The organism is Enhygromyxa salina, assembly GCF_002994635.1.
Lineage (GTDB): Bacteria > Myxococcota_A > Polyangia > Nannocystales > Nannocystaceae > Plesiocystis > Plesiocystis salina_B.
Window position 1 is genome coordinate 88,593 of record NZ_PVNL01000130.1, and the last position, 18,921, is coordinate 107,513.

Consider the following 18,921-nt stretch of genomic DNA (forward strand, 5'->3'; position numbering starts at 1 on the left):
ATTGGGCGATCGACGCACACCAATCGAGCAGGTCCGACACGCGCTCGCGCATCGCTCGGTGCTGTTCCTGTGCGTGATCTTGGGTGTGTTGCTGGCCAGCCCGGCCCTGACTTCGGGCCTGCTGGCCGATGACGTTGGCCAGCGCGCGTTCATCCTCGCCACGTTGAACGGGCAGACCGATGCCCCGTGGTGGGACATGTTCGTGCTGTTTGGTGCGAGCCCCGAACAGCTGGTCCAGCTGCGCTACCAGGGCCAGGTCCCATGGTGGACCAGCACCGAGCTGCACATCGCCTTTTGGCGTCCGCTGACCGCGGCGACCCACTACCTCGACTATATGCTGTGGCCAGAGCAGGCATGGCTGATGCACCTGCATCAGCTCGCTTGGCACGGCTTGGCCTGCGGCTTGGCGTGGGCGCTGTACCGGCGCGTGTCGAGCTCGGCGTGCGCGGCAGGGGCGGCCGCGATCGGACTGTCGCTGACACACCTGCACCTGTCCGCGACCGCCTGGCTCGCCCACCGAAACGCGGTGCTCGTGCTGGTCTGCGCCCTGGCCTGCCTGCTCGCCCATGATCGTTGGCGGCGCGATGGCTGGTGGCCGGGGCTCGTGTTGGGGCCGCTCGCTTACTTGGCCGGGCTCTTGTGTGGCGAGATGGGGGTCGCGGTGCTGGGCTTTGTGCTCGCCTACGCGCTGACGCTGGATCACGCGACGCTGGCCCGTCGCGCGGCCACGCTCGCGCCGTACCTGGGCGTCACGGTGGTCTGGCGCTTCGTCTACGACGCGCTTGGTTACGGAGTGGTGGGGTCGGGGATCTACCTCGATCCCGTGGCCGCGCCGGGGGTGTGGCTGGCGGCGGCGCCGGGGCGCATGCTCGAGTTGTTGATTTATGGCTTGGGTCCGCCCGGCGAGATTGGCTCCGCCGCCATCGGTCGGGCCGCTGGCGCGCTCGTGGTGGTCGCGGCGATCGTCGCGGCTGGGTGGCCGAGCCAGACCGAGGTTCGCCAGCGGATTGCGTTCGCGGCGATCGGGCTGGTGTTGAGCTTGATCCCGATGACCGCCACCGCGGCGCACGACCGGGTGCTGGTGGTCGCAACCATCGGCTCGTGCATGCTGTTTGGTGAGGTCCTGAACGCGGCCAGCGACTCGGACCGCCAGCCTGGCGTGGGGCTGCGGCTTGGCGCCGTCGCCATGATCGCGGTCCACTATGTCATCAGCCCGATTGCGAGCGTGGTTGTGGCCGCGAACGTGGAGCGCTTCAAAGTCTCGAGCTTGCCGTACCCGATCGCGTCGTCCCTGGATGACAGCAAGCTGCGCCGGCAGTCGCTGATCGTGCTGCATACCCCCAACCTGTTGGCGGCCACGTTGGTGCCCGTATCGCGTCAGGCCCGGGGCCTCAACCGCCCCAACTTCACCTGGGTGCTGCACGCAGAGCCCACCGCCAAGCTCGAAGTTCGGCTGCTCGATCCCCACACGCTCGAGCTCCACGACCCCCAGGGTTGGCTGCGTGGACCCGACAGCCTGTTGGTCCGTGGCCCCGCCGAGCCGTTCGCGGTCGGTGACCAGGTCCAGACCTTGGACTACTCGTTGACCGTGCTCGAAGTGGTCGACGGCCGGCCGACGCGGGTCTCGGTCGAGTTTCACCGGCCTGTGAACGATCCCAGCTTTGCGCTGGTCAGCTGGTCGGGCCAGGACTTCGAGCTGTGCCCCGCGGCTGGCGAGCTGTGTCCGTGACCCGAGGGTGCTCGGGTGAATCGACCGCGAACGGTCGAGCCACGGCTCATTTGGACAGCGGGTGACAACAACGTTCGGCGTTGGTGTTGGGGTGCCATGCCGCTTCCCACCGCGAAGTTTTTGGCGCTCGCCTGCGCCGTCGCGGGCTTGACAGCCTGCTCGGAGGCCCCGCCTTGTCCGGGGCTGCCCGATACGATCCCGTCGGACTGGGGCGTGATCCCAGCGGGTCTGGACACCGAGGCGTGGGACGCCGAGATCACGGCGCGCATGCGCGAGGGCTGCATCCCCGCGCTGTCGGTGTCCGTGGTCGATGTCGACGGTGAGATCATGAGCGCCGCGTGGGGATACGCAAACCTCGAGGATGCTCTCCCGGTCACGGTGCAGACCCCGTTCATGCTGGCCTCGATCTCCAAGGCGGTCGACGCGTTGGCGATCCTCGCCGCGCGGGACGACGGCCTGCTCGAGCTCGACGACCCGATCAGTGATCTCGTTGGCTTGTCGGTCGGCAACGCGAGGATCGACATCGGCGACCAGCCGCCGATTCGTCTACATCACCTGGCGACCCACTCGAGCGGCATCCAGGACAACTGGGACGTGCTCGACGCAACTTACCAACCGGGTGACCCGCTCGAGCCGCTGGGGCAGTTTCTCGACGACTACCTGGTTCCGGGTGGGCGTCACTTCTCCAGGCGCAAGAACTTCTATCCATGGCCGGCCGGGCGCGAGTGGTTCTATAGCAATGTTGGTGCGGCGCTCGCCGCCTACGCCGTCGAGGTCCAGGCGGGCGTCCCGTACCAACAATATTGCGAAGACCGGCTGTTCGAGCCGCTTGGTCTGAATCACACGGGCTGGTTCCTGGCCGACTTCCCGGACCCCGAGGCGATCGCCCGACCGCACTCGATCACCTGGGAGGGGTGGAACGTTCGCGAACACTATGGCTTCTCGACCTGGCCCGACGGCCAATTGCGCACGACCGCCTCGGAGCTGGGGCGGTTGATGCGGCTCGGCATGGGCGACGGCGAGATCGACGGTGTCCGGGTGCTCGAGCCTGGGGCGAGGCAGGTGCTGACAACCCCGCCAGTTGCGAGCTTGAACGACTGGTACATTCGTCAATACATCGAAGCGCAGTACTTCTTTTGGTTCGGGATGACGCTCGGTGATCGCTGGATCGTTGGCCACGACGGCGATGACGACGGCGTCTCCACGGAGATGTTCTTCGACACGAAAACCGGCGTGGGGGTGGTGTTGCTCGCCAATATTGGTGACGGCGAGAACGACGGGCGGGTCCGCGAGCAGACCATGGCCATCCAAGAGCAGCTCTATGCGCTCGGGGAGGCGCAATGATACAGGCAATGTTGCTGGTGTTGGCTGTCAACAATCCCTGGCAGGTTGGACCGGCACCCTCGGCCCACCCGACCGCGCGCGGCTGGAATGTTGGCGCGGACCTGAGCGGGACCCTCGGGGGATTTAGCCCGCTCTGGGGCGCGCGCGCGGCCGCCAGCTTGACCCCACATGAACGGTTTTGGACCGGTGTCGAGCTCGGCTACGGCAACGGGTGGCGCAGCTGCATCGACTGCCGAGCGCTGGGCGTGACCTGGACGGCGCGTGGACTCGCGGTCCGGCACCGCAACGTCAACCTCGCCGGTTGGAGCGTCGCAACCACCGTGAATGGCACGTTCGAGTGGACGCCTGGGTTTGCGCTCGAGGCTGGGACCCGGCGGGTTCGCTTCGACACCAGCTGGCCAGTGTGGTCGACCTGGGACCTGCTCACGACGCTGCGTGCGACGCCGGAGGTCGGGGTCGCGTTTGCGTGGTCGGGCCAGCATGGGACCCGTTTGGCCGTGGTCGGGCTGGAGCCGGCCGTGGCGCTGACGCATCGGATTTGGGTGGAACACTGGATGTTCGAAGCGACGCTGCGGATCGGGGAGGAGGGTGTTGGGTTGGATATGGGCGCTCGGTTTGGCGGGCCGATGTCGCGGGGGCGCTGAGCTTGCCCGTCGGTAGCTCGTGCTGCAGCTCCGCAGCGGGTTCAAAAACCCGTCACTCGGGCGTCGAGTCGTGCGATCCTCCCGCTCGAATGTACGCCCGTCGGATCCGGCCATGCTCAGCGCACTGACGATCTTCGCCGCCTCGACCGTGGCCAAGTGCGCCGCGGGCCCCTACTTCGAGTACGAGCGGGTTCGCTTCGAGCGTCTCGCCGTCGAGGGCTCGGCGCCGTCGAGCCTGATCGATCGCTACGCGACGATCGACCTGCAGGGCGAAGCGCATGCCCTGCGGCTGGGGCCGATGCGCTACCTTCGGCTGTCGCAGACCCAGCCGACGCCCGAGGCGAACAAGCTGCTGCTCCGCGACAAGCGACGCCTGACGACGAGGCGAGGTTGTCACCGCCAGCTCGTTCATTGGGTCCCGCTGTGGCCCGGGGACTTCAGGGCCGAGCCCGAAGCGGGTCACGACGAAGCGTTTGTGCCGGGGACGATCGAGATCGCGGCAGACCGCGAGCACGCGGTGCTCACCTTGGAGACGGACGGCGGGCCGGTGATCATGCGCTACACCGCAGGCGCCAACGCCAAGGCCGCGAGCTGTGCAGTGCATGACGGCGAGCCACGCGGCGCTGCAGCGATCGTTGGGTTGCTGTTGATCGTCGGGGTTCGGCGGCGGCGCTCCAACACCCGTTCGCTCGCTCGATCGGCATGAGCCGGTGCTTGCTTGCGCTGGCCGGCACATGCGATCATCATCTCGCAACCGAACCCCGGGATGGCTGCCCTCGAACATCTGCAACATCGCGCCCGCGCTGCACCTGGCTGGCTCGCGGGGGTGGTGTTCACCACCGTGTTCTTACTGCCATTCGTGTGGGTGGTGGGGGACAACAACCCCTTCGATTGGACGCTCGACTGGCTCAGCGCCACGTTTGGTGCGGACGCTGATTACCGTCACGTGCTCGCTTACCTGGTGTGTGTGGTCATGCTGCTGATCCCCGGCGGCATCCTCGTTCAGTCGGTCGGCGCCTTGCGTCTGCGCAAATGAATGACCGCGACCAACGCTCGCTTCGCAACCAGCTTCGACGGCCACCCCGTCGCCTACTACGTGTTTGGTGACGGCCCGCCGCTGGTCATGTCCACGGGGATCGGCGTCGACCATGCGGGGCTGTGGCCGCAGATCGAGCACTTCGCCCGCTCCCGTCGCGTCATTGCCTGGGACTATCGCGGGGTCGGTCGTTCGCAGCCATTGTCTCGCAGCGCCGATGTCTCGGTCGAGGCCCACGCCCGGGATCTCGCGGCGTACGAACAAGCCCACGCGATCAATCCCGACCGGCGCGTGGCGATCAACATCTCGTTCCCGCTGGTGGCGTCTGGCCGGGTCGACGAGGCGCTCGAGTGGCTCGATCGTGATCTCGCGCAGCACCCCGACGACATCGCGGTCATCGAGACAAAGGCCGTCACGCTGATCGACGCCAAGCGCCACGGCGAGGCCACGCCGATCGTCGAGCGGGCGCTGGGGTTTCGTGAGCCTTCGGGTAGCAATCCCGACCGGCGCTGGGCCGAGCGCTGGCGCGAGTATCTGGCCACGAATCACTAGATTTCCCCGCGCGCTGCGTGACCCATGGACACAGGGAGATGTGTCCACAACACCTGCCAGGTCGCCGGGCTCAGCTCCTGGTTGGCCATCACTCGCTCGTACCAGGCGGTGTCCCGGTGCTTGTGCGCGCGCGTGAAACGTCCCACTGTGCGACACGTTTGCGCGAGGATGAGCGCTCGCGTGGCGGGGATCTCGTGGGTCTGGTGGGCACTCGTCGCGTTCGCGTTGGGTCTGGTCCCGCGTTCAGAGGCCCGCGCGGCGATGATGACCCACTACGACCTTTGCTCGCTCGCGCTCGAGAGCGATGCGATCGTGTTGGCACGGGTGGTCAGCGTCCGCACGCAGGGTTACAGCGAACTTCGGCGCCACGAAGTCCTGCACGCCTACGCCGGCACCCTCGAGCGCGGCGACTCGGTCGAACTCGACTACGGCGCCTACCACCTCGCGCCCAGCTGGACGCCGCTCGAGCAGTGGTCGAGCGCGGAGGAAGTCGTCTTGTTTCTCCGCCACGCACCCGATGCCCAGCGCCCCGGCTGGACCCTCGTGCCTTCGGGCCTGCGGATCTTTGCCGACGGTCTGACCTATCGCTTCGAGCAGCACGATAATCCGGGCCCCTACGCCGCCGTCGTCCAGGGCCACGATCCCTGGGACGTCTTTGGTGATCCACGCGGCGGCTCGGGTTTGACCCGCGAGCAGTTCGAGACCGAGCTCGGAAAGGCGATCGAGTGCGGCGCGGGGGTACGAGACGCGCTCGCAGACGTCGACTCGCCCGCGGGCCGGGCTCGACTGCTCGACATGGTCGGTCCGCGCTGGGGTCGCGACGACGACGAGCCGTACGAGATCCACAACTTCACGTTTTTTCGTGACCGCGCGAGCATCACGATCCTCGAAGCACTGTGGAGCACTGGTGACCTGAATGCGACGCTCGATGGCGTCAGCCGCGTGCGTGGTGGCGTCGATCTCTTCATGCTTCGGGTCGACCCCGGGCCCGCGGTCTTGCTCGAGGTCGCGGGCGCGCCGAGTCGAGCGCTCGAGCGGCGCGTGGCAGCGCTGCAGCTGCTGGCCGAGGATCTCGCGCCCACGCGCAAGCCGAGCACGTCCGCCGCCCTGGTGCCGCTGCTGAGCGACCCCGAGCCACGGATCCGCGCAGCCGCAGCCGCAGTCGCGATGCGCGACGCGGGCGCGAGCGCGCAGTGGCGGGCGGCTATCGTCCAAAGGCTCCACGTCGAGAGCGATCCTTGCACACGCTACCGCCTGGCCCAGCGCGCACGCGAGGCGGGACTGCTCGACGGGATCGACCTCGGTCTCGACGCGCCGATCGTGGCAGCCGAGCGCCGCGGTCGAGCCTTCGAGCTGCGCTGGTTCGACGATACCGCGTCCTGGTCACTCGACGGGCTCGAGGTCGTGGCGACACCTGCCGAGGGCGCCGCGCGAACGCTGCAGCTCGAGCCCGGTCAGGTCGCGCGCTGGTGGAGCTCCGGGTCGTCTCGAGGCGTCGGCGGGTGGCTGTTGTTCGATCCCCCGCTGCCGCAGGGGCGCAGCGAATTCGAGCTCGTCGCGCACATGAGCGCAGGAGAGCAGACGCTGGCGCTGCGCCTCCCGTTGCGCCCACTCGGTGACCCGCCCCCTCCGGGGCCGGAGCCGGATCCCATCGTTCCAGCGAGCGTCGCACCAACGCCGATCAGCACGCCGCCAGGTTGTACATGCGGGGTCGCGGCGAGCAGGAAGGCCGGACCGTGGCTGCTGTGGCTCGTCGGACTCGGGTCGATGCTCGGTCGTGGCACGAGGCGGGGCACAAAAAACTAACCCAAGCCGCGTCAGCGTCGAACCACGACCACCTGGTGAGCACCGGTCTCGAGCTTGATCTGTAGAACCCCGGAGTCGAACGCCCAGCCGCGCTCGACGTTGGCGAGCGCCGCCGGGTCGAGCTGCTCGAGCTCGCCGAGCTGATCCGACACGCCGCTCGGCGCCATGCCCAGCGCGACGATCTCGAAGCTCACCCCAGCCGCGAACTCCGAGCCAGGTGAGACCGCCAGCTCGATCGTCGCGTCGGAGCTGGCCTGACTCAGCACGGTCTCGTCGAACAGCGTCAGCCCAGCGTCGGGCCCAGCGCTGGTCCGGACCGTCAGGCGCCCCGGCGCGGTCGCGTACGAGTCGACCTGACCGGGCTCGATGCCAGGGTTGGTGGTCGGCGCGAGGCTGTCGATCGTCGGACGCAGCAGCGGGACCAGCTGGCCCGCCCGCAGGAACAGGGGCGGGCGGCCGAGCGGCGCGTCGATCATCTGAATGGTCGGGCCGGGGCCGGCCGCGTCGACGATCTCGCCCGTCCACCAGTGGATCCAGCGTCCAGGCGGAAACGTGACCGCGCGGCTGACCGCGCCAGCGTCGACGACCGGCGCGACCAGCAGCGCGTCGCCGAGCATGTAGTCGAAGCTGGGGTGGACGCCGAGCTCGGGAAACGCGAGCCCCAGCGGCCGCGCGATCGCTCGCCCGCCGTCGCTGAGCGCCGCGATGTGGGTCCAGAAGTAGGGGAACAGCCGCAGGTGCAGGCGCGTGAGCTCGCGGTAGGCGGCGAGCACCGTGTCGTCGAACTCCCAGGCCACGTCGTTGCTGCTGGTGCCGATCTGCATGACGGGCATCAGCGCCGAGTACTCGCACCAGCGCACGAAGGTCTCGGGCGTCGGCGGCGAGTGGCGGTAGCCGCCCGTGTCCGACGCAAACAGCGGGAACCCGCTCGGCCCCAGCGACAGGCCCGCGACGATCGCCGCTGGCAACCCACCCACGCCCGTGTAGCTGCTGCCGAAGCGCTGGAACACCTCACCGTGGCGGGTCATGGTCGCGTCGAGATCGCCGGGCCAGATCACATCGACGTTGGCCTGATCACCGTGGGTGCCCGTGCGCGTGAGCAGGAACCCGCCCGTGTCCGGCAGCAGCTCCTGGTAGGCCCGGTGGTACAGGCGGGCGTAGTGCTTGTGCATGGTCCGCTCGCTCGACCCGTCGGCGAAGCTCCAGACCGTGCGCACGCCGTTGATCCCAACGGTCACGTCTTCGCCGTAGTCGAGCTTGAACCCCTCCACGCCCATGCTGGTGTAGAGCTGGACCTGGTCCTGCCAGAACGTGTACGCGGCCGGGTTGGTGAAGTCGATCGGCTCGTCCCAGTTCGAGGTCAGCAGCGCGGTGTCGGGCGGGAAGTAGCCGTTGTCCTCGGCCTCGAGCCGGAGCGCGGCGACGGCCGGATCATCGGCGTCGAGGTAGGGCGTGTGCCACAGGGCGAAGCGCAGGCCCATCGCGTGAGCCTGGTCGATCATCGCCTGCGGATCAGGGAACTGCGCGGGCTCGAAGTCGAAGCTGTTGACCCCGCTGGCGTAGGGCCGATCGACCCAGATCCCCGAGGTCGCGAGATCGAGATCCCGCAGGGTCTGGATGTCGGCCTCGACCTCGGCCTGATCTTGGTTCTCGTCACGCCAGATCCACGGGCCCAACGCCCACGGGGCCGGCACGTGGGGGTAGCCGCTGACGGCGTAGTAGTGCCCGGTGATGTCGAGCGGGTGGTCGGCGGCAAACAGGTAAAAGTGCAGCCCGCTCGGCGTGTCTGGACCAGTGCCGACCGTGGCGATCACCGTGTCGCTGGCGGTCTTGGCCACGTCGAAGCTGCTGACGTGATCGTCGTTGATGTACAGGCCCCAGCCGCGGGTCCCGGTCAGAAACGGGACCGGGACGTGGGCCTCGTTGTTGCTGCTCTCGAGGGTTGGATCGAACTCGAGCGCGAGCGCGCGCAGGGTCCCGCGGTGCTCCGGCTGGTCGAACAGCTCGCCGAGCCCGTAGAAGCCCTCTTCGGCGTCGACCTGGGGCGCCAAGCGCAGCATCGCGTGCACGGGCCCGCCAGGGTTGGGGGTCCAACGGGCCTCGTAGCGACCGGGAGCCAGGCGATCGACGATCAGCTGGGCCGTGGCGCCGCTCGTGTAGGTCAGCGTGGCCTCGATCTGCTCGGGGGTGTTGGTCAGCGTCTGGGCCGACGCGACGATCCGCCACGCGTCGGGCTCGACGAACAGCGGGTCGTAGCTGCTGCTGTCGTTGATCGCCGCGACCTCGCCGAGCGCGAACGCGTTGGGGCCGAAGCTGAGCAGGACCTCGTCGCCGCGGAGCAGGCGGAGCTCGGGGGTGGCCTCGATCCACTCGAGGGTGATCTCCGCTGGCTCGCCGTCGCCATCGCCGTCGCCGTCGCCATCGCCGTCGCCATCGCCATCGCCGGTCGTGCTGGTGTCGGATGTCTCGCCAGACTCGACCGCGGGGCCGGGGCCGGTGTTGCACCCCAAGCTCGAGACCAACACGACGGTGAGGACGATCGGCGCGCGGCGCATGCCCGTGGTTTTACCCTCTCTTCGCCCGCTCGCGGGCGGGCATCACAGGCAGGTGTTGCTCGCGTCGTCACAGCTGCTGCAGCAGCCCGAGCCCTCGTACCCGCAGGTCGTGCCCGCACCGCGGCAGGACTCGAAGATCACGGTGACCATCCCCGACCGCGACGCGTCGTCGACGACCCTGAGCTCGACCCGTCGATAGCTCCCGCTCGGCACGGTGGTCTCGATCGTGGGGCCCGCGAAGTCCATGTAGTCGGCGGCCCCCGAGACGGTCTCCCAGCTGTACTCGACGATCGCGTTGCCCTGCGGCGAGCTGCCGGTCCCGGTCAAGGTCAGCGTCGACCCTTCCTCGATGACGACCGTGGTGGATTGGTCGCGCCCGCTGAATTCACCGGTCGCGTCGCCGGTCCACGTCACGGTTGGCACGGGATAGATCCAGTCCTCGTCCGGCGAGCAGAACTCGCCGCCCTCGCCGCACACGTAGTGCTCGGGGCAGCCCGCCTCGCAGGTCGGCTGGCAGTACCCGTCGTGCTCGTTGGACTTGGCGCCGAAGAACTCTTTGACGGGGTCGAACAGCGGGTCGAGGATCGAGTCGTAGCCAACGCAGCGCCAGCCATCGCGGCAGTCCGACGTGACCTCGCCGGCCTCGGCACAGTTTCCGCTCGGGCACTCACAGCGACTGTGGGAGCACAGGCCGTAGCTGGTGCACGCCTCTGACGTGCAGTCCTTGTCGGCGTCGCAGACCTCGCCATCGGTGATCCCAGAGTCGAACAGCCCGCAGCCAACCACGGTCGACATCGCCAAGCCGATCGCCAGAACCACCCATTTGGAATGTGCGATGACCTTTTCCATGCTGGGCAAATTATCACGCCGCCATGGCTCGCGGGACGTGCGCAAGATTTCGCAGTGCCGCAGGCCACGGGGCGCAGTGTCTGGCACAGCCTGGCCCGAGCTGAGAGCTGCTCAGTCGGTGACGGGGTACAGCGCCAGCTCGGTGATGTAGTCGCGCTTGCCCACACCGACCCCGGCCGAGCGCAGCAACGCGTAGGCCGTAGTCACGTGAAAGTAGAAGTTGGGTATCGCCATCTGGCGCAGATAATCGGCGCCCTTGATCCCCATCCCGGGGAGGAAGCTCAGCCGAACCTCACGGTCGGCTCCGCCATCGACCGCGCGCTCCTCGACGCTCTTCAGAAACTCGAGCGTGGACGCAATCCGGGCCTTGAGCTCGGCCATGGTCGTCTCGGTGTCGGGGTTGGAAGGGGCCTCGACGCCAGCGAGCCGCGCGCCCGCGAACTTGGCGATGTCACAGGCAACTTGAACCTGATACGAGAGCGGCCGCATGTCGGGCGCCAGGCGAAAGCCGACAAAGTCGTCAGCTGAGAACTCCTTGGCCTGCGCGAACGCGATGGCCTTGTCGAGGCACCCGTCGAGGTTGCGGAGCATCGAGGACATTTGGACGACACTGTGTTGGTAGAGGGACATCGGCGCGACGATCCAGCGTCTGCGCGAGTCGGTCAATCCCCGAGCGGGATCACGCGGCGTCACGAAAGTCCTGCTCGACCAGGCCTAGGATCAGCGAGCGCAGCCGGGGGTCGAGCTCGGTCTGGCGCAGACGTTGGTCGAGCGTCTCGCGCTCGACCAGCGAGTGGCGGATCACCGCGCGCACGAACTCACGATCCTTCTCGCGGTTGGCCGCGTACTTCGAGACCACGAGGTCGTGGATCTCGAGGCACCAGCCCGTCGCCCCACGGGTGCGCGCGTTGGCGACCGGGATCAGGCGTTGCTGCCACTGTTGCGGGAGCGTTGCGGTCTGCTCACCCACGCCCTGGGCGTAGTAGCCGAAGGTCTGGTGGAACGGGGACAGCTCGCCGATCGACCCGTCGACCAGCTCGGCGCGCTCGGGGAAGTTGCGCGGGTACACGTCGGCTTCGTTCGAGATCAGCAGCTCCTCGGGCGCGTCGGGGAACTGGCCGAGGATCGACTGACTGCCAATGATGATGATCTCGTCGTCCTCGGCGATCGTCGAGCAGGCTCGGATCAGGTGCTCGAGCTGCGCGCGCTTCATTGCGCCTCGAGCTCCTCGCGGACGCGCGCCCACAGCTGCCAGCGCGTGCGCGGATCGAGGGCCCCGGCGAAGGGCGTGCACTGTCGCAGCGCGCGGCCGTGCTCGCTGGGATCGGTGATCGCCGCCGCGATCCCGGCGATATCCCTGGCGAGGAGCTCCCGCCAGGCCTCGGCGTACGCCCGCGCGACGCTGCGATCGCCGAGCCACGCCGCCACGCGGGCCCGGGCCGTGTCCACCAGCTCGGGCTCGTCGGCGAGTCGCGCGGCGATCAGCCGATGCGCGGCCAAGCTGCGAGCCTCAGCCAAGCGATGGGGGTCGATCGCCACCTGCAGCATCATAGAACTGTTTTCAGCTCGGGCGAGGCTCCTCGCCGCGCCGGCAAGTGGGGGGAGAGACCTCGCCCGAGCTGAAGACAGCCTCGCCCAAGCTGAAAACAGCTCAGTCGCTGAGCTTGGACTTGAGCAGGTCGCCGAAGCTGCCGACCTTGTCGGTCGCGCCCGCGCTCTGCTTGGCCCGGAACTGCCGGTAGTTGCTGCGGGCCTCTTCTTCTTCGACCCGGCGCATCGAGAACCGCGTGCGGCCTTTCTCGTCGGTGCCGATCGCCACGACCCGGACCTGCTTGCCGACCGGGAACGCCCTGCGGGGGTCGCCGCCCGGGGGCAGATCAAGCTCGCGGGTGGGCACGACGCCGCCGCCGGTCGCGGTCTCGACGAACACGCCGAACGCCTCGACCTTCACGACCTCGGCGTCCACGACTTGTTTGTCGTTGCCCCCGGCGCTGGCGGTCTGGGTGCCCTCGGCCAGCTGCGTGGCCTGGCGCAGCGACAGCCCGATCCGCGTGGCCCCCTCGGCGGTCTGCTCGATGCTCAGCACCTTCACGCGGATCTGCTCGCCGACCGTGACCACGTCCTCGACCCGATCCACGCGGCCGTGGCCGAGCTCCGACACGTGGATCAGCCCCTCGACGCCGCCGAGATCGATGAACGCCCCGTACGGCTGGGTCGCCTGCACCGTGCCCTCCACGATCTGTCCCACGCTCAGGTTCTCGAGCGTCGCGCGGCCCGTGATCGCCCGCTCGTCTTGCAGCAGGGCCTTGCGCGAGACCACGACCGAGCGGCCGTTGTCGCGGATCTCGAGCACCTTGAACTGCATCGTCTGCCCCTCGTAGATCGAGATGTCGGGCGTGAACGAGATGTGCACGTGCGAGGCCGGACAAAACGCCCGGATCTTGCCGATCTGAACCTCGAGCCCAGCCTTGACCGCCTTGGTCACGGTGCCCTCGATCGGCGCCCCAGCCTCGAGCGCCGTCTCCAGCCCCGCGAGCCCGCTGCCCGCGTTGAAGCGCATCACCAGCTTGGGGTGGTCGCCGCCCTCGGCCACCGTCGCGCGCAGCCGATCGCCGACCTTGACCGTCAGCTCACCGTGCTCGTTCTCCAGCTCGTAGCGGGCGATCTCTGCCTCGGCCCGGGTGCCAGCGTCCACGAACACCGCGTCTTTACCGATCTGCACCACCGTGACCTGCACGCTGTCGCCAGTCGAGAGCCGCTTGTAAGTCCCGCCCCCGCCCGTCGCCAGCGAAGTCTCGAACATCGCCGCGAAATCCTCATCTTGCGCCATGACCGATGTGTGTACTCTATTTCAGCCCCGCTTCGTAGCCGGCGGGTTGGAGAGCGGGGAGCGCGGCCGCGAACCGCGAAGCCGGAGACTCGAGCGCCCGCTCACGAGACCGGAGCCCCTTCCAGGGGGCCACACATGCCGTCGCAAACAGCCACCCCGCTGGGAGCGAGCGAAGCGAGTGACCGCGAAGTGCGAAGCCGGAGACTCGAGCCCCCGCTCACGAGACCGGAGCCCCCTTCCAGGGGGCCACATGCGGTCGCAAACAGCCAACCCGCTGGGAGCGAGCGAAGCGAGTGACCGCGAAGTGCGAAGCCGGAGACTCGAGCCCCCGCTCACGAGACCGGAGCCCCCTTCCAGGGGGCCACACATGCGGTCGCAAACAGCCACCCCGCTGGGAGCGAGCGAAGCGAGTGACCGCGAAGTGCGAAGCCGCCTGTGGGGGTCTATTACGGCAGCTCGACTTCGTAGTCGGCTGGTTTGAGGTCGGGGAGCTGCGGGGGGCGCTCGGTGACCGAGCGGGGCCGCCACTTGGTCATGACCTCGATGTAGCCATCTTTGCGCAGGATGATCTCGTGGTCGCGGGCGTCACCAACGGGCACCTCGAGGGTGCAGGGGGTGTCGCACTTGTACTCGTCGTCCAGGAAGACCTTCGAGCCCTCGACGTTGCTGGCGATCATGGCCCGGTTCTTGGGCAGGTCGTCGACGTCGATCGGGCTCTTGCTCGGGTCGGAGGCGGCCATTCCCGGGGTGTCGATCGCGCCGGGATCGCCGTCGTCGGTCTTGCTGGACCCGAACAGCATGGCGCTGACGATGATCACGAAGGCGACGCCGAGACCGCCGATGACGAGCTTGCTCGCGGTGCTCAGGCCCGTCGGCATCGGGACGGGGGTGGTGACGCCGGTTCCGATCGGGGTGTCGGTCGCGGAGATCGGGCCGGTCGTGTTGGAGCTGCGGCGCAGCGGGCCGTCGGGGTTGGGCGAGGGCCGGCCTTCGTCGCGGGCGCGCGCGGCCCCGATGCACTCGCCGAGCAGGCCGGCGAACCGACCGCAGTCTTGGATCCGTTTGCCGCGATCTTTTCGCAGCGCCATCATCAGGACCTTGGCGGTCTCGCGGCAGCAGTGCCGCGGGGTCGGGACCTTGGTCTTGACGTGCTTGAGCATCGTCGCCATTGGCGACTCGGCCGAGAACGGCGGCCGACCCTCGATCATCTCGTAGAGGATGCAGCCGAGCGAGTAGATGTCGGTGCGGTGGTCGAGCGGCAGGCCGTTGCACTGCTCCGGCGACATGTACTGCGGGGTGCCAAACACCTCGCCCGCGCGGGTCAGCTTGGTCGCGTCGAGACCGCCCGCGATGCCGAAGTCCAACACCTTGACGACCGTGCTGACCCCGACGCTCTCGATGAAGATGTTGTCGGGCTTGAGGTCGCGGTGGAAGATCCCGTTCTCGTGCGCTTCCGACAGGCTCTCGGCGATCTGCCGGGCGTACTGCAGGGCTTCGATCTCGGGGATCCGACCCCGCTCGAGCCGCTCGGCCAGGCTCTCGCCCGTGAGCAGCTCCATGACCATGTAGGGCCGGCCGTCTTCGGCGGAGCCGTGCTCGAACACGCGGATCGTGGAGGGGTGACGCAGCCGCGTCGTGACCTCCATCTCGCGCTTGAACCGGGTCAGGAACTTGCGGTCGGACAGGCACTCACTGCGCACCACCTTGATCGCCACGCTGCGGTCGACCTGGGTGTCGTAGGCCTCGTAGACCACGCCCATGCCGCCTTCGCCGATGACGCGGGTGATGTCGTAGCGTCCGGCAATCTTGTGACCGACGTCGTCGTTGAACACCATCTCCATGCTCATGCTCGAACCCGACGCTTCGCGACGCGAGGCCGAGGCTGCTTGCGGTCGCCGCTGAGGTGGCCGCCCTTCTGATCGCTTAGGCATGGGAAGGCGAAGTTCGTGACTTGTCGGGATCGATGCCAGGTGTCTGGCCCTGGCCCAAGTATTCCAGGAAAGCGGGGCAGAGTTTAGGGCACAGCGGCCTCAGTGCTCGTATTTCTTTGCGTGAGTGCGCGCTTTTCGCTGGCACCGTGAGTCCTCTGTCGGCAGATCGGGCGCCCCATTCGCGAACCCCTGCCCGAGGTCGGGCACCCGAAAAACCGCGAATTCCCTCGCACAGGGGGCCCCCGCGCGGTTTCACGCTTGTACGGCGTTGGCCGGCTCCGTACCCTGGCCGTGCCCATGCCCACGGTTGCAGCCTCCGCGAAATCGCCCACGGAACCCAGCGCTGGCCCCCGCGCCAACCACAAGATCCGCGTGGTCACGGCCGCGGCCCTGTTCGATGGCCACGACGCGGCGATCAACGTGATGCGTCGGATCCTACAGGCCCAGGGCGCCGAGGTGATCCACCTAGGTCACAACCGGGGCGCCGCCGAGGTCGTCGACGCGGCGATCCAGGAGGACGCGCAAGCGATCGCGGTGAGCTCCTACCAGGGTGGTCACATGGAGTACTTCAAGTACATGCATGACCTCCTGCGCGAGAAGGGGGCGCCCCACATCACGATCTGGGGCGGCGGCGGGGGGGTCATCGTGCCGCGCGAGATCGACGAGCTGCACGCGTACGGGATCAACCGAATTTTCTCACCGGAGGACGGGCGCCGCCACGGGCTCGACGGGATGATCAACATGATCATCGCGGGCGCCGACTTCTCGACCGCGCCCGCCGATCCGGTCGCCGCGTTCAAGCTGCTGGTCCAGCCCGCCCGGCCGGTCCTGGCCGAGGGCGATCCGGATCCGGGGGTCCCGCGCCTGGCCCAGCTGATCACCGTGCTCGAGGATCACATCGACGGCCGCGCCACCGAGGCGAGCGAGGCCCTGCTGAGCACGATCGAGGCGCACCCGGTGCCGAACGTGCCCGTGCTGGGCCTGACCGGGACCGGCGGCGCGGGCAAGAGCTCGCTCACCGACGAACTCGTGGCCCGGTTCGCCCGCGAGAACCCGGACCGCAAGATCGCGGTGATCTCGGTCGACCCGACCCGCCGCCGCACCGGTGGCGCGCTGCTCGGCGATCGGATCCGCATGAACAGCATCCGCCACGGCAACGTGTTCATGCGCAGCATGGCCACGCGCACGTCGGGGGCCGAGATCTCGGCGGCGACCAAGCACGCCGTGCAGCTGTGCAAGCTGGCTGGCTACGAGCTGATCCTGGTCGAGACCTCGGGGATCGGCCAGGGCGACGCGGCGATCGATGATCTCGCGGATCTGTGCCTGTACGTGATGACGGCGGAGTACGGGGCGCAGAGTCAGCTCGAGAAGATCGAGATGCTCGACGTCGCCGACTTCGTGGCGATCAACAAGTACGAGCACAAGGGCAGCAAGGACGCGCTGCGAGACGTCCGCAAGCAAGTCCGCCGCAACCGCAACCTGTTTCATGGGGTCGACGACGAGCAGCTACCGGTGTTTGGCACGGTCGCCAGCCGGTTCAACGACAGCGGCGTCAACGGCCTGTACGTGGCGCTGTGTGCCAAGCTGAGCGAGCTCGGCGATCCCGACTGGGTGTCCGGCATTCCGGCGGATCAGCGCGCGATCGCGTCGAGCACCCGGGACATCATCCCGCCTGCGCGGATCCACTACCTCGCCGAGGTCGTGCACACGGTCCGGGCCTACAAGTCCAAGGTTCGCCAGCAGATCACCGCGGTCCGGGAGCTCGCGCACCTGCGTCACGTTCGCGAGCTCGCGGCAGGATCTGCAGCCACGCTGGGTCAGGCCACGCTGACCTGGCTCGACGAGCAGATCACCGCGGCCGAGGCCAAGCTCGACGGCGACGCCCGCCAGGCCCTGGCGCTGCTGCCCAAGCTGCGGGCCGAGTATGCCGCCGACGAGTACGTCATGCGGATCCGCGACCGCGAGATCCGCTACCCGACCCACACGATCACGCTGTCGGACAGCCGCGTGCCCCGGGTCGCGCTGCCGAGCGACGACGAGCCCGGCGCGACCTTGCGCTACATGCTGCTCGAGGGCCCGCCCGGCCACTTCCCGTTCACGGGCGGCGTGTTCTCGTTCAAGCGCGAGGGCGAGGATCCCAAGCGCATGTTCGCCGGCGAGGGCGGCCCGGCGCGCACGAATGAGCGGTTCAAGTATCTGTCGGAGGGCGAGCCGGCCAAGCGGCTCTCGACCGCGTTCGACTCGGTCACGCTCTACGGCCAGGACCCCGAGGAGCGGCCCGACGTGTGGGGCAAGATCGGCGAGAGCGGCGTCAGCGTGTGCACCCTCGACGACGCCAAAGAGCTCTACGCCGGGTTTGATCTGTGCGCGCCGAGCACCTCGGTGTCGATGACGATCAACGGGCCCGCGCCGATCATCTTGGCGTTCTACATGAACGCGGCCGTCGATCAGCAGGTCGAGCAGTTCACGGCCAAGCAGGGCAGGGCGCCCAGCGAGCAAGAGTACGAGCAGCTGCGCGACGCCACGCTCCGTCAGGTCCGGGGGACCGTGCAGGCCGACATCCTCAAGGAAGATCAGGGCCAAAACACCTGCATCTTCTCGATCGAATTTGCCCTGCGGATGATGGGCGACATTCAGGAGTACTTCATTCGCAAGCGGGTGCAGAACTACTACTCGGTGTCGATCAGCGGCTATCACATCGCAGAAGCCGGGGCCAACCCGATCTCGCAGCTCGCGTTCACCCTCGCCAACGGGTTCACCTACGTCGAGTACTACCGATCGCGGGGCATGGCGGTCAACGACTTCGCCCGCAACCTCAGCTTCTTCTTCTCCAACGGTCTCGACACCGAGTACACGGTGATCGGCCGGGTCGCTCGGCGGATCTGGGCGATCTCGATGCGCGACCTGTACGACGCCGACGAGCGCTCGCAGAAGTTCAAGTATCACATCCAGACCAGCGGTCGCTCGCTGCACGCGATGGAGATCGACTTCAACGACATCCGCACGACCTTGCAGGCGCTGTTCGCCTACTACGATCACTGCAACAGCCTGCACACCAACGCCTACGACGAGGCGATCACCACCCCGACCGAAGCCAGCGTGCGCCGGGCCATGGCGATCCAGATGATCATCACCAAGGAGCAGGGCCTGGCCAGGACCGAGAACCCGCTGCAGGGCAGCTACATCGTCGAGGAATTGACGGAGCTGGTCGAGGAGGCCGTGCTCGAAGAATTCCTGCGGATCGACGAGCGCGGCGGCGTGCTCGGGGCCATGGAGCGGCAGTACCAGCGCGGCAAGATCCAGGACGAGAGCCTCAAGTACGAGCGGCTCAAGCACACGGGCGAGCTGCCGATCGTCGGCGTCAACACGTTCCAGAACCCCGAGCAGAGCGGGGAAGAGGTCGCCAACGCGCTCGCGCTCACGCGGGCCAGCGCCGACGAGAAGAACGATCAGATCAAGCGGTTGCGCGCGTACCAGGCTCGCCACGCCGATCAGCGCGAGGCCGCGCTGGCCAAGCTCGAGCAGGTCGCGCTCAGCGGCGGCAACACCTTCGAGTGCTTGATGGACGTCGCCCGGGTGTGCTCGCTCGGTGAGATCTCCCGCAAGCTGTTCGAAGTGGGCGGCGAGTACCGCCGCAACATGTGA

At 68.0% G+C, this 18,921-nt stretch carries 15 protein-coding genes; 8 read left to right on the forward strand and 7 right to left on the reverse strand.

Annotation, left to right across the window (positions count from 1 at the left end; all coding sequences use genetic code 11):
• Window position 1: 1 nt before the first annotated feature.
• From ENSA7_RS33720 to ENSA7_RS33750, 7 genes are all read left to right on the forward strand, one after another.
• The gene (locus ENSA7_RS33720; protein ID WP_106093524.1) at window positions 2-1,729 is read left to right on the forward strand and encodes a hypothetical protein; all 1,728 of its coding nucleotides are present in this window, start codon (window positions 2-4) and stop codon (window positions 1,727-1,729) included.
• A gap of 96 nt (window positions 1,730-1,825) precedes the next feature.
• Window positions 1,826-3,073 (forward strand): serine hydrolase domain-containing protein, encoded by a 1,248-nt coding sequence (locus tag ENSA7_RS33725; protein ID WP_106093525.1) that lies wholly within the window; start codon window positions 1,826-1,828, stop codon window positions 3,071-3,073.
• 8 nt (window positions 3,074-3,081) lie between these two features.
• Complete coding sequence (locus ENSA7_RS33730; protein ID WP_106093526.1) at window positions 3,082-3,717, forward strand: hypothetical protein; 636 nt, start codon at window positions 3,082-3,084, stop codon at window positions 3,715-3,717.
• 112 nt (window positions 3,718-3,829) lie between these two features.
• Window positions 3,830-4,423: a hypothetical protein gene (locus tag ENSA7_RS33735; RefSeq protein ID WP_106093527.1), complete on the forward strand. Its 594-nt coding sequence runs from the start codon at window positions 3,830-3,832 to the stop codon at window positions 4,421-4,423.
• A 60-nt stretch (window positions 4,424-4,483) separates the two neighbouring features.
• A complete protein-coding gene (locus ENSA7_RS33740; RefSeq protein WP_146158449.1) occupies window positions 4,484-4,753 on the forward strand; it encodes a hypothetical protein in 270 nt (89 codons plus the stop codon).
• The gene (locus tag ENSA7_RS33745; protein ID WP_106093529.1) at window positions 4,754-5,305 is read left to right on the forward strand and encodes an alpha/beta fold hydrolase; all 552 of its coding nucleotides are present in this window, start codon (window positions 4,754-4,756) and stop codon (window positions 5,303-5,305) included.
• Between the two features lie 168 nt (window positions 5,306-5,473).
• Entirely contained in the window at window positions 5,474-7,111 is a 1,638-nt protein-coding gene (locus tag ENSA7_RS33750; protein WP_106093530.1) for a hypothetical protein, read from the forward strand.
• A gap of 11 nt (window positions 7,112-7,122) precedes the next feature.
• Here the strand turns inward: ENSA7_RS33750 and ENSA7_RS33755 are convergent, their stop codons facing one another.
• The 7 genes from ENSA7_RS33755 to ENSA7_RS33785 all read right to left on the reverse strand — a co-directional run bounded on the left by ENSA7_RS33755 (window position 7,123) and on the right by ENSA7_RS33785 (window position 15,192).
• Window positions 7,123-9,666: a glycoside hydrolase family 31 protein gene (locus ENSA7_RS33755; RefSeq protein ID WP_106093531.1), complete on the reverse strand. Its 2,544-nt coding sequence runs from the start codon at window positions 9,664-9,666 to the stop codon at window positions 7,123-7,125.
• A gap of 42 nt (window positions 9,667-9,708) precedes the next feature.
• Window positions 9,709-10,515, reverse strand: a complete 807-nt coding sequence (locus ENSA7_RS33760; protein ID WP_146158450.1) for a hypothetical protein — start codon at window positions 10,513-10,515, stop codon at window positions 9,709-9,711.
• Window positions 10,516-10,626: 111 nt separating this feature from the next.
• Complete coding sequence (locus ENSA7_RS33765; RefSeq protein WP_106093562.1) at window positions 10,627-11,145, reverse strand: DUF1993 domain-containing protein; 519 nt, start codon at window positions 11,143-11,145, stop codon at window positions 10,627-10,629.
• A 49-nt stretch (window positions 11,146-11,194) separates the two neighbouring features.
• Window positions 11,195-11,728 (reverse strand): DUF6036 family nucleotidyltransferase, encoded by a 534-nt coding sequence (locus tag ENSA7_RS33770; protein ID WP_106093533.1) that lies wholly within the window; start codon window positions 11,726-11,728, stop codon window positions 11,195-11,197.
• On the reverse strand, window positions 11,725-12,054 hold the full coding sequence (locus ENSA7_RS33775) for a hypothetical protein (RefSeq protein WP_146158451.1): 330 nt from the start codon (window positions 12,052-12,054) through the stop codon (window positions 11,725-11,727). Before ENSA7_RS33775 ends, ENSA7_RS33770 begins: the two co-directional genes overlap by 4 nt.
• Before the next feature lie 112 nt (window positions 12,055-12,166).
• A complete protein-coding gene (locus ENSA7_RS33780; protein WP_106093535.1) occupies window positions 12,167-13,345 on the reverse strand; it encodes a 30S ribosomal protein S1 in 1,179 nt (392 codons plus the stop codon).
• Window positions 13,346-13,791: 446 nt separating this feature from the next.
• On the reverse strand, window positions 13,792-15,192 hold the full coding sequence (locus tag ENSA7_RS33785; RefSeq protein ID WP_181234369.1) for a serine/threonine protein kinase: 1,401 nt from the start codon (window positions 15,190-15,192) through the stop codon (window positions 13,792-13,794).
• A 381-nt stretch (window positions 15,193-15,573) separates the two neighbouring features.
• Here ENSA7_RS33785 and icmF point away from each other — a divergent pair, with 381 nt between their 5' ends.
• Complete coding sequence (gene icmF, locus ENSA7_RS33790; protein WP_106093563.1) at window positions 15,574-18,921, forward strand: fused isobutyryl-CoA mutase/GTPase IcmF; 3,348 nt, start codon at window positions 15,574-15,576, stop codon at window positions 18,919-18,921.